The organism is Sporomusa sp. (assembly GCF_035561155.1).
Taxonomy (GTDB): domain Bacteria; phylum Bacillota; class Negativicutes; order Sporomusales; family Sporomusaceae; genus Sporomusa.
The window spans coordinates 1-12,047 of the sequence record NZ_DATMYD010000090.1 but is presented as its reverse complement, the minus strand read 5'-3'; the positions used below and the strand labels follow the sequence as shown (position 1 = coordinate 12,047).

At 43.0% G+C, this 12,047-nt stretch carries 11 protein-coding genes; 10 read left to right on the top strand and 1 reads right to left on the bottom strand.

Annotation, left to right across the window (positions count from 1 at the left end; translation table 11 throughout):
• Window positions 1-14: 14 nt before the first annotated feature.
• The 10 genes from VN447_RS12440 to nifS all read left to right on the top strand — a co-directional run bounded on the left by VN447_RS12440 (window position 15) and on the right by nifS (window position 10,444).
• Window positions 15-752: an amino acid ABC transporter permease gene (locus tag VN447_RS12440; RefSeq protein ID WP_325525675.1), complete on the top strand. Its 738-nt coding sequence runs from the start codon at window positions 15-17 to the stop codon at window positions 750-752.
• Between the two features lie 4 nt (window positions 753-756).
• Complete coding sequence (locus VN447_RS12435) at window positions 757-1,473, top strand: amino acid ABC transporter permease (protein ID WP_325525674.1); 717 nt, start codon at window positions 757-759, stop codon at window positions 1,471-1,473.
• A complete protein-coding gene (locus VN447_RS12430) occupies window positions 1,470-2,222 on the top strand; it encodes an amino acid ABC transporter ATP-binding protein (RefSeq protein ID WP_325525673.1) in 753 nt (250 codons plus the stop codon). The genes VN447_RS12435 and VN447_RS12430 overlap by 4 nt, the downstream gene beginning before the upstream one ends.
• 72 nt (window positions 2,223-2,294) lie before the next feature.
• Window positions 2,295-3,488, top strand: a complete 1,194-nt coding sequence (locus tag VN447_RS12425; protein WP_325525672.1) for a PatB family C-S lyase — start codon at window positions 2,295-2,297, stop codon at window positions 3,486-3,488.
• Between the two features lie 129 nt (window positions 3,489-3,617).
• Entirely contained in the window at window positions 3,618-4,610 is a 993-nt protein-coding gene (locus VN447_RS12420) for an NADH:flavin oxidoreductase (protein ID WP_325525671.1), read from the top strand.
• A gap of 168 nt (window positions 4,611-4,778) precedes the next feature.
• The gene (locus tag VN447_RS12415; protein WP_325525670.1) at window positions 4,779-5,345 is read left to right on the top strand and encodes a nitroreductase family protein; all 567 of its coding nucleotides are present in this window, start codon (window positions 4,779-4,781) and stop codon (window positions 5,343-5,345) included.
• A 306-nt stretch (window positions 5,346-5,651) separates the two neighbouring features.
• A complete protein-coding gene (locus VN447_RS12410; RefSeq protein ID WP_325525669.1) occupies window positions 5,652-6,488 on the top strand; it encodes an HAD family hydrolase in 837 nt (278 codons plus the stop codon).
• Window positions 6,489-6,614: 126 nt separating this feature from the next.
• Window positions 6,615-7,826, top strand: a complete 1,212-nt coding sequence (gene metK / locus VN447_RS12405) for a methionine adenosyltransferase (protein WP_325525668.1) — start codon at window positions 6,615-6,617, stop codon at window positions 7,824-7,826.
• Between the two features lie 286 nt (window positions 7,827-8,112).
• On the top strand, window positions 8,113-8,868 hold the full coding sequence (locus VN447_RS12400) for a CTP synthase C-terminal region-related (seleno)protein (RefSeq protein ID WP_325525667.1): 756 nt from the start codon (window positions 8,113-8,115) through the stop codon (window positions 8,866-8,868).
• 376 nt (window positions 8,869-9,244) lie between these two features.
• Window positions 9,245-10,444: a cysteine desulfurase NifS gene (gene nifS / locus VN447_RS12395; RefSeq protein WP_325525666.1), complete on the top strand. Its 1,200-nt coding sequence runs from the start codon at window positions 9,245-9,247 to the stop codon at window positions 10,442-10,444.
• 306 nt (window positions 10,445-10,750) lie between these two features.
• Here the strand turns inward: nifS and VN447_RS12390 are convergent, their stop codons facing one another.
• Complete coding sequence (locus tag VN447_RS12390) at window positions 10,751-11,935, bottom strand: IS110 family transposase (protein ID WP_325525665.1); 1,185 nt, start codon at window positions 11,933-11,935, stop codon at window positions 10,751-10,753.
• Window positions 11,936-12,047 lie beyond the last annotated feature (112 nt).

Genomic DNA, 12,047 nt, shown 5'->3' with positions numbered 1-12,047 from the left:
AGGGCTAAACCAGGATGGAAAATATATTTCTCTTTAGTTTATTTATTGATAGTTTTCCCCAATTATTGTCCCGGCTGCATATCACACTCTATATTGTTGTGGTTGCGCTGTTCTTTGGCATGGTATTGGGAACCGGCATCGCGGTCGCCCGGTTGTATAAAGTACCAGTATTGTCACAGCTGGCTACCGCGTATGTTTCTTTTATCAGAGGGATTCCCATACTGGTGTTGTTGTTTATCGTTTATATAGGATTACCATTGATCGCGGGGGCTTTTGGCGCCAATATCAACCGCTGGGACACCCTGATATTCGTAATGATTACCTATATTGTGAATTCAGCCGCATTTTTATCAGAGATTGTCAGGTCTGCTGTTGCTGGGGTGGATAAAGGACAAATGGAAGCTGCATTCTCGGTAGGGATGACTCGTTGGCAGGCTTTTACCCGCATTGTTGCCCCACAGGCCATACAGATTGCTATTCCGGCTCTGGGCAACACAGTGGTGTCTCTGCTTAAAGATACCTCTCTGGCCTATACTCTGGGTGTAATTGATGTTATCGGCATAATTCAGGCTATCAGCAGCAGTACGCATCGCTCCCTTGAAGCATACACCGCTGCTGCCATAATTTTCTTTGTTTTAAGTTTTATACTGGAACAGTTTTTTAAATGGCTGGAGAGAAGAATCGGCATCAACAATGCGATTCCCAGTGCAAAAGTAGCAACAAATAATAAAATTTCTGTAGTTGGCAGGTGAGAACATGGGGTTTCAGTTTGATTTATCTTTTTTAATTTTTGAAATCGGCGTAGCAATAAAATATATTCCTGTTGTTCTGTTACTGTCAATCGTACCGCTAATCATCGGACTATTACTTGGTACAGGAATTGCTATTATCAGGTTATTCAAAATACGTCCGTTTGATAAACTATTTACTGTATTTGTAATATTCCTAAGGGGAGTGCCCCTTGTCCTTCAACTGACAATCCTTTATCTGGCAGTAAGTTTGAGCTTTGATTCGCTAGCAAGAACCTTTGGACTGCAAATGTCATCAAAGGATCTTTCCTATACGTTGATTGCTGTAGTCGGGTTGTCTATAAATGCCACAGTATATCTTTCCGAGGTCATGCGAACTGCCCTCCAGTCAGTACCTGCCGGCCAGCACGAAGCCGCCTATTCTGTGGGAATGACTTCCGGGCAGATGCTGCGGCGTATCATTATTCCGCAATCCTTGCCTGTGGCTATCCCGTTAATCGGCAGTAACTTCATCGGCCTCATTAAGGGTTCAGCGATTGCATCGTTGATTTCAGTAGTTGAAATTATTAATGCTACGCTATATGAGGCCAGTGGCAATTATAAGTTCCTGGAGGCCTATGTAGCTGCCGCGATTATTTACTGGTTATTGTGCATCCTGGTAGAGCGCCTGGTGGCCTTTCTGGAATGCAGAGTTGGAGTTTATGGCAAGGGTGGGGTAGTATGATAGAAATTAAAGGATTGCATAAATCGTTTGGCAAACATGAAGTATTGAAAGGCATCGACCTGAAAGTGGAAAAGGGTGAGGTTGTTGTTATTCTTGGCCCCAGTGGTTCAGGCAAGACAACTCTGCTAAGATGCCTGAATTTTTTGGAGCAGCCTGATAACGGAGAAATTACTGTCGGGAATACCCGTGTTAATTGCAACCATGTCTCCAAGAAAGAGATATTGGAAATCAGAAGAAATACCGCGATGGTTTTCCAGTTGTATAATCTGTTTAAAAACAAAACAGCCCTGGAAAACATCATGGAAGGGCTGGTGGTTGCCCGGAAGATTCCCCGGGAGGAAGCAGAAAAAACCAGCCGTCAAATTCTGGGAAAAGTCGGTCTGGCCGATAAATGGGATGCATATCCCAGTCAACTGTCAGGCGGACAGCAACAACGGGTGGGAATCGCCAGGGCTCTCGCCCTGAACCCTGAAGCCATTCTTTTTGATGAACCAACCTCGGCCTTAGACCCTGAGCTTGTTGGCGAAGTTCTGGGGGTTATGAAGAAGGTGGCCCAGGAAGGACTAACGATGATTGTCGTTACCCATGAAATATCTTTTGCCAGGGATATTGCCGACCGGGTGATCTTTATTGATGGCGGCGTTATTGTCGAACAGGGACCGCCGGCGGAGATTCTTTTTCATCCCCGCGAAGAAAGAACTAAACAGTTTCTTAAAAGGATTTTACCTGTTGATGATTATACGATATAGATTTTGATACTACCGGACATAAATTATGTATAATTAAAATATATAACTATAAATCAAGTGAGGAATTTAGGTATGGTAAATAATAAAACGGTATTTGACTTTGATGCAATCATTCCCCGCCAGGGAACAGGCAGCAGTAAATGGGATGCGGTGGAAAAAGTGTTTGGCAGCCGGGATGTGTTGCCGCTATGGGTCGCCGATATGGATTTTGCTACGCCTGCCGCTGTGACAACCAAGTTGCTGGAGCGTGCGCAGCATCCTATCTATGCTTACAACACGCAGGAGGCGCCGCTATATCAGTCATTTATCGACTGGGTCAAACACCGGCATAATTGGGAAATCGAAAAAGACTGGATTTTACTGGCTCCGGGCGTTGTTCCGTCGATTATTCTGTCTATTTTAGCCCTGTCAGAGCCAGGCGACGGCGTTATTATTCAACCTCCGGTGTATCCGCCGTTTTTTGCTTCCATCAAGGATAATGACCGAAAGATTGTGGAAAACCCGCTGCTTGTTAAAGATGGCCGTTATGAGATCGATTTTGATGATCTGGAGCAAAAACTGGCCGACCCTCAAAACAAGTTATTGTTGTTCTGCAGCCCGCATAATCCGGTTGGCCGGGTATGGAGCAAGGAGGAATTGGCCAAAATATATGAACTCTGCAAAAAATACCAGGTCGATATCTTGTCAGATGAAATCCACAATGATCTGGTTTACGGTGAGCCGCAGCATACTGTTTTTGCCTCACTTGGCACACCGGTGGCTAAAGAGACGGTTACTTTTATGGCTGCCAGTAAAACATTTAATATCGCGGGGCTTAATTTCTCGTTTATCGTTGTCCCCTGCAAGCGCCGGCGGGCCCTCATCAGTTCTTGGTTTGCCAAATTACATATTAACCGCAATAATCTTTTTGGGGCAGTTGCCACCGAAACCGCCTACCGGGAGGGTGAGGAATGGCTGGATTCATTACTGCAATATCTTGATGGGAACGCCGATACTTTGGTCGAGTTTGTCCGGAACCGGCTACCTGGCATCAAGGTAGTCAAGCCTGAGGGGACTTTTCTGGCATGGCTGGATTTTCGTTCCTACTTTACCAATGCCAAAGAACTGGAAGAGTTTCTTGTGCATAAAGCAAGAGTGGGACTCAATCCCGGCAAAAATTTTGGCAGCCAGGGGGAAGGCTTTGCCCGGCTGAACTTTGCTACCCAACGCAGTGTGTTGCTGGAGGGATTAACCCGGATAGAAAAGGCTCTTCATGAATTTAAATAGCCAACTAGGCAGTATACAAATTGATACTATGGCACAAATTAGTGCGTACTTGTGAATTAAAATCCGAAAGGGTAAGATGATAATAGGGATTTATTTCCTATAAGTAAGCACAGCGAAGGAGGTTTCTGGATGCCCTATTTACTCGAACCATTACAGATTGGGTCTTTAACCTTGACCAATCGTCTGGTTATGCCGCCAATGGCTACTTCCAAGGCTGAACCGGATGGTAAGGTCAGCTCAGCCATCCTTGAGTATTATAATGAAAAAACCGCAGGTGGTTATCTCTCACTGGTCATTATTGAACACAGTTTTGTACAGCAGGCAGGGAAAGCCAGTGAGAGTCAACTGTCTGTTGCTGATGACAGTGTGGTTGACGGCTTAAAAGAACTGGCAGCCATTATTCACCGTAATGGTGCCAAAGCTGTCATGCAAATCAATCATGCCGGGAGTGCGGCAGACAAAGCGGTAACCGGTGTTACTCCGGTTGGGCCTTCGGCTGTAAAGAACCCCCGTAAAGGGGGGATACCTCATGAACTTACCCGGGAGGAGATTGGTGAGATTGTTGCAGACTTTGGTGCTGCAGCAGGGCGGGTAAAGGAAGCCGGCTTTGACGGTGTGGAAATTCATTCGGCGCATGGCTATTTTCTTAATCAGTTTTTCTCACCGCTGACTAACAGGCGCACTGATGAATATGGCGGTGATGTGTTGGGGCGAATCAGGATTCACCTGCAAGTTATTGATGCCGTCAGGGCGGCTGTAGGTCAGGATTTTCCTATTCTCCTCAGGCTGGGAGCTTCTGACTATGTAGACGGAGGAACCACTGTTGCCGACAGTCAAATTGCCGCCAGGGCCTTTGCCGAAGCCAGTGTCAATGTCATTGATATTTCCGGCGGCTTCTCGGGCTACATTGTCCCGGGGAACAATGAACAGGGCTATTTCGCTCCACTAAGTGCAGCGGTTAAAGAAGTTGTCTCGATCCCGGTAATACTTACAGGCGGTATTACTGAAGCACAGGTGGCAGAACAATTGCTGGCAGCAGGCAAAGCAGACCTCATAGGTGTCGGCAGGGCCGTTTTCCAGGATTCCTTATGGGCGCAAAAAGCTGTTAATAGTATAAAGTAGACTTAGCTTCAGGTGGGGTTTTAGCCCCAGCTGAAGGCTAGTCGCCCAACTTCCAGGGAACCCGCTCTAAGACTACCACTTGTATACCCTAAAGGGCACAAGAAAGATGGGAGTCTTAGAGTAGGTTAGTCATCGGATAAAGTAATTTAATAACCGGGAGGTATTCAGATGGCAACAAACGAGGTTTTGACAACAATTAAAAAGCGGAGAAGCGTGCGCAGCTTTAAAGAGGACCCAATAACGGATGAAGAGTTGCAGACTGTCTTGGAGGCCGGTTTTTATGCCCCGAGCGCTGGAAACCAGCAGCTTTGGCATTTTACTGTAATTCAAGACAAGCAATTACTTGAGCGGTTAAATGTCAGTGCCAAAGCAGGTGCCGCCCAAATCGACAATGAGCATATTCAACAGATTGCAAAGAATGAAAAATTCAATATATTTTACGGTGCCCCGACCGTAGTACTTGTTTCCGGCAAGGAGGACGGTCTGGTTATTGAGGCCGATTGCGCGGCTGCTACCCAAAATATACTGCTGGCTGCCGAATCCATCGGCCTGGGCTCATGCTGGATCAATCTCACCTTATTCGCCTTCAGCGGCGAACAGGGGAAACAGTATAAACAACAGCTGGGTGTACCGGCAGGGTATAAACCATTTTCTTCAGTGGCGCTGGGCTATAAGAAAATCGAAGCGGTAAATGCTCCTGTCAGAAAAGAAAACGTGATAAATTACGTGAAATAGCTAGTTTCTTGTCCTGTTAGAAAGTATAACTTTCTGCCTGGATAAGGCAACATCGGCTTCCGCTGTCGTCAGAGGCTCGGCGCAAGCCGTGTTTTCTTTAAAATATTGGACCAGAAAATGCTATATTGTATGCACCGAGACAGTAGTTGGTTGATCAGTAAGCAAACTGAAGGCCGGGCAGTGGAAGTCTGCTCCGGCCTTATTTATATTTGAGTGCTGCTGTCAACAGTTAAAATGAATGTATTAATATCGTAATTATGTGCTGTAGCTTCAAGGGATTGAATTTGCCTGATTGGGAGGGGCGCTGTGACAATAAAATCTTTGTATATATCAGATTTAGATGGGACATTGCTAAATAGCCATAAAGAGATCAGTGAAAACACTAAGAAAACACTAAATACTCTTGTTGCCAGTGGTGGATATTTTTCTGTTGCAACTGCACGGACAGCAGTATCATCCCAAAAGATACTGTCAGGTGTTCAAGTTAATACACCTGTTGTCTTGATGAACGGGGCAGTAATCTATGATATATTAGACGGTAAATACATAAAAACAGAAACGATACCAGCAGCAGCGGCGTATACTATTGTCGAGGTTATAAAGAAACATAAAATTACCGGCTTTATGTATTCGGTTTTTGATAATCGGTTGCAGGTATATTATGAGAGTTTGAATACAACGGTACTAAAAGCTTATCATAACGAACGGGTGACGAAATACGCTAAATCTTTTGAACAGATTGCCAGTTTTTCTGATAAAATTAAGGATAATAAAGTGATCTACTTTGTTTTTATGGGGAAAAAAGAGCGATTATCGGAATTATTGCCTGATTTGAAAAAACTGCAGGGTATCGACATGGTGCTTTCTAATGATGTTTACACTGAGAATCTGTGGTACCTGGAGGTGTACAGCACCAACGCTTCAAAGTACAATGCAGTAAACTATATCCGCAACTATTGTAGTTTTGACCGGATCATAGGCTTTGGTGACAATTTTAATGATATCCCTCTTCTAAAAGCATGTGATGAGTTTTATGCGGTATCAAATGCAGTTTACGAGTTAAAGGAAAAATCAACCGGGATAATTGCTAATAATAATTCAGACGGTGTTGCAAGGTTTATTGTTGCAAGAAGAGAGTTCTAATCCCCACATTGTATAGATAGCTGACTTAAAAAATAAGAGGCTAACAGCATGTTTTATTGCTGTTGGCCTCTTTTGAGTCATTTACAGGTCTTTATGTTAGTAGAATATTCTTTAGGAGTGAATGATATGTCCAAACAACGCTATTTTTTTACATCAGAGTCGGTTACTGAAGGTCATCCTGATAAGTTAGCAGATCAAATCTCCGATGGAGTCGTTGATGCCATTTTGACTCAGGATTCTCAAGCCAGAGTAGCGTGCGAAACAAGCGTTAATACTGGGTTGGTATTGCTAACAGGAGAGGTTTCTACGAAAGCCAATGTTAACTTTAGCCAAATTGCCAGAGACACGATTGCCAAGGTGGGTTACACTAAATCGGAGTATGGTTTGGATGCCGGTACGGCTGCTGTTCTGGTATCGATTGACCAGCAATCGCCGGATATTGCCCAGGGGGTAAACCAAGCGATGGAAAGCCGCAGTGGCAGTAGTGACGAGAGATGGGATAAAATTGGTGCAGGTGATCAGGGTATTGTATTTGGTTATGCTTCGAATGAAACGGATGAATATCTTCCGGCGCCCATCGCTTTTGCCCATCGTTTGGCCAAACGGCTGGCAACTGTCCGCAAAGAAGGGCTGTTGCCTTATTTAAGACCTGATGGTAAAACTCAAGTTACGATTGAATACGAAGATTTTATTCCGGTGCGTGCTGAAACTATTCTGATTTCGGCACAACATGCGCCTGATGTAGAATTGGAACAAATTGCGGCAGATTTAAAAAGGCTGGTAATTGATGAAATAGTGCCAAAACAACTACTAGATGAGAAAACTAAATTTCTGGTGAATCCGACCGGACGTTTTGTCATTGGCGGGCCGCAAGGTGATGCCGGTTTGACTGGACGCAAGATAATTGTAGATACTTATGGCGGTTATTCCCGGCACGGCGGCGGGGCATTCTCGGGAAAAGACCCTACCAAGGTTGACCGCTCCGGAGCGTATGCGGCAAGATATGTTGCAAAGAATATTGTTGCCGCCGGGTTGGCTAAACGGGCAGAGATTCAGATTGCATATGCTATTGGGGTTGCCAGACCGATATCCATTTTTGTTGATACTTTTGGTACAGGGAAATTGAGCAACCGCGAATTACTGGATGTTATCAACAAGAACTTCGACTTACGGCCGGCAGCAATTATTGAGCAGTTAGATCTCCGGCGGCCGATTTATCAGCAGGTTGCCGCGTATGGGCATTTTGGCCGTACAGACATAGATGTGCCATGGGAACGTACGGATAAAGCGTTTGAATTACTTAAAGGTATCCACAGGAAAGTCAGTGGGGAATACTGACTAGTCGATTAGCTAGAGGCTGTATTCCATAATTCTGGAGTGCAGTCTTTTTGTGATACATCATATGAAAATGTTAAAGAAAGTTGTATTATCTATAGTAATATGTATATGGTTCCTGGTTGATTGGTAAGCGAGGCTGAAGGCCAGAAAATACTCCGGTTATGGAGTATTTTCTGGCCTTTTTCTTTTTGGTATGATGTGCCATAAACTGAGGTTTCTCGTATCCCTTGTTTGATATTATACTATATTGAGTAAATTAATCGAAAAAGATACTGGAGGGATAGAAGTGGGCAATTTTATTAAAATAGGAATAATTGGAGATTTTGAATCGGAACGTCCATCACACAAGGCGACAAATGAAGCACTAAATCACTGTGCAGATTATTTAAGAATTAATTTAGAGTTACAATGGCTACCTACCGAATTATTAGAAAGAGATACAGATAAAAGCATTAGCAAATTTGATGGACTTTGGTGTGCACCTGGAGTATATAAGAGCATGAAGGGAGCACTAAATGCAATTCAATTTGCAAGGGAAAAAGATTATCCTTTTATTGGGACATGTGCAGGATTTCAGCACACAGTTATTGAGTATGCTCGGAATAAATTAGGATTGAATGATGCACAACATGCAGAATATGACCCACATGCTTCAAATTTAATTATTACTGCTCTATCATGTTCGCTGGTTGGAGAAACACGTAAAATTTTTATAAACAAAAACTCAAGGATTTACAAGTTTTATAACAAAACAGAAGTTGAGGAACGCTTTAGTTGTAATTTTGGACTTAACCCCAATTATCGAAAATTGATAGATGAAAACGGTTTTAAAGTAGTCGGCACAGATGAGAAAGGTGAGGTGAGAATACTTGAGTTACCCCAAAATAAATTTTTTATAGCTACATTATTTCAACCGCAACTAAGTTCATTATCTACAGATCCTCATAAACTTATTTTAGCGTATTTGGCTTGTACAAAAGAATTTCAATTGCTGCTGCCCGGTTTGATGAGGCTAAAAGCAACGAAACCGAGCAGTTATTAGAATGGGTGGATATGAGATAAGTTCCGTGAACGAGCATTTGCAAAATTTATCAAAGAAAAAATTGGGAAAAGGACAAGCTCTATAGAGGGATAAATGGCCGCCAACAATACTGTAATTTGCTTGTACCACGGCTGTGTGGCAAAGTCGTTGTCAATGTTGACAATACCGATCGGATTTGTTACTATTAATGTAAAATAATTACGGGGATCGGATTGCATCGAAGAGACCACCTATATCAATAGTGACTGTTGTGCCACAAGACGCCTCTGGGTTAGGAGCAAAGAAAGCATTGATAGTGTAAACTTAAGTCGGACCACGCTTCAAGATATGGTTGATGATTATAATGCAATGAAGAAAAATAAGGAGAGTGTAAAACATGAGTGACAAACATATCTATTTGGATCATTCCGCAACAACTTACATTAAACCGCAAGTTTTTGAGGAAATGCTCCCATATTTAAATACTTATTATGGTAATCCTTCTTCCATCTATACCATGTCCCGGGCAACTGAACAGGCCATCGACCACGCCAGAGAAAGAGTAGCAAAAGCTCTCAATGCCGATAAAGGTGAGATCTTTTTTACCGGCGGCGGTTCTGAGGCCGACAACTGGGCATTGAAAGGCATCGCTTTTGCCAATAAACACCGTGGCAATCATATCATCACCACTCAAATTGAGCATCATGCCATTTTACATACTTGTGAATTTTTGGAGAACAATGGGTTTGAGGTGACTTATCTCCCAGTTGATTCAGAAGGGTTTGTTGATCTTAATGTTCTGCGGCAGGCTATTACGGATAAAACAATACTGGTCTCCGTCATGTTTGCTAATAATGAAATCGGCACAATTGAGCCGATTAAGGAAATCGGGGAAATATGCCGCGAAAAAAATGTATTTTTTCATACCGATGCCGTACAGGCAGCAGGGCATGTACCGATAGATGTGAAAGACATGAATATTGATCTGCTTTCTATGGCCGCTCACAAATTTTATGGTCCCAAGGGGGTAGGGGTGCTTTATATTCGAAAAGGAATAAAAATAGAAAGTCTTATTCATGGCGGCGGGCAGGAAAGAGGAAGAAGAGCAGGCACGGAAAACATTGGAGGAATTGTCGGGTTGGGGGAAGCTCTTGAACTTGCGATAGAAGAAATGAGCACGGAAAACAAGCGGCTGGTACACTTAAGGGATAAACTGATCAAAGGACTTTCACGTATACCTCATAGTAAACTAAACGGTCCGACAGGCGATAAAAGAATGGCGGGAAATGTGAACGTGTGTTTTGAGTTCATTGAAGGAGAATCGATGCTTTTACTATTGGACAGCAAGGGGATATCCGCCTCCAGTGGTAGCGCGTGTACTTCTGGATCGCTTGATCCATCCCATGTATTACTCGCGATTGGACTGCCACATGAAATTGCACACGGATCGCTTCGACTTACCCTGGGAAGCGGCACAACGGAGAAAGACATTGACTATGTTTTGCAAGTGCTACCTGGAATTGTTCAGCGATTAAGAGACATGTCCCCACTGTGGGGAAAATTTTTACAAGAAAAAGGGAATAGTTATGCGGTATAGCCTTACAAGTTAACAAATCTATTGGCTGATAATCATGTTGACTCCAAGTAATTCCAGTAGAATTATTTCTAGAGAATGAATTTTGTCTAGATGTGTCCGACTAGATAAAACTAGAGGCGCAGATCTTTTTGTAACAAGATCTGCGCCTCTAGTTTATCCAATCGAAGACTCAAGGGGACGGTATTGTGAAAAAAAATATACTGAAGGTCTCAAAAAAACGCACAACAAAATAAGCCTATCAAATAGACGAATAAAAAAGTACTGATAAGCTATTGAATATCGATAATTAAGTGCGGTATAGTTAAGTTAGCTATTATGTAGTGGTGGCGATGAGTATGCCTTTAAGGCAATTATTGAGTCGTAGAACTCGCCAGATTGTAACAGCTTGTAAATAAGCGTTAGAATCTTTCTCGCCACCGCAATAATAGCTTTCTTTTTGCCCAATTTTCCTTGATGTGACCAGAACCACAGCGCAAACGAACTGTTTCGTACTCGTACAGCTGCCCAAGCAACTTGACACAAGATAGACTTGATATACGGATTACCATGCAGTATCTTTCTAGACTTAACTTTTCCCGCGCTTTCATCATTTCGAGGTGATAATCCAGCCCAAGAGCATAGCTTGGCACTGGTGCTAAAATAATTATGCGGCGTCGCACTAATCTCGGCGATGATTGTATAGGCCGCTACGGTATCTACCCCGGGGATAGAGTCTAATTGTTCTACTGCAGATTGATAAGGCTCCGCTACCTCTCTCATAATCGCCAAGATTTCGTCAATCTCACTTTGGACTTGGTCTACTTTTGTAAGTAGTGTCTTAAGTAATCTGCGTTCAAGAATAGCCAGTTTGCCTTTAATGGCAGCATGAATTTCTTCATTCGAAGCTTTTACACGTCGATCCACGGCTTCGATTATATCTGCTGAGATTAGGTACCCTTTTTCTGATAGCTTATATAACAGTCTTTTACCGCTTACGCCATAGATATTACTCATCACAGAAGATAACTTAAAGCCATGCGTCTGTAAAAATTTTTCTAAACGGTTTAAATACCGGCTCTTTTCACCGATAAAGGACCGGTAGAGTCTCGAGTACTCTCGCAGCGTCCGGGTGATTTTATCTGGGATAAAACTTGGGGTTAGTAATCCGTGCCTAAGTAGTGTGGCAATCCATTCGGAATCTTTTATATCACTCTTCCTGCCAGGTAAGTTTCTCATGTGATGGGCGTTTACTACAAGTAAAGATTGATAGTTACTGTGGCATTCTTCGATTGCTTCATATACTGGCCGCCAATACACACCGGTACTCTCCATAGCAATATGATTACAATCGTGATGAATTAACCATTGAACTAATTCTTGTAAATCTTGTTGCATTGTCTTAAACTCAGCACGAATCACTTCTGGGGTATCCGTAAGGCCCTTTAGTATACATACTTGCAGCGTATCTCGATGTACATCAATACCACAACAACATTCTAAAAGGGCTTCCATCTAAATCACTCCTACCATTATTACTGCAGGAAGATTGTCTGATGGAAAGAAGTTTATTGTACGCTGTTAAACAGCAGTTCTCTGTACTCAAAGACAATCTGATCATGTTCTA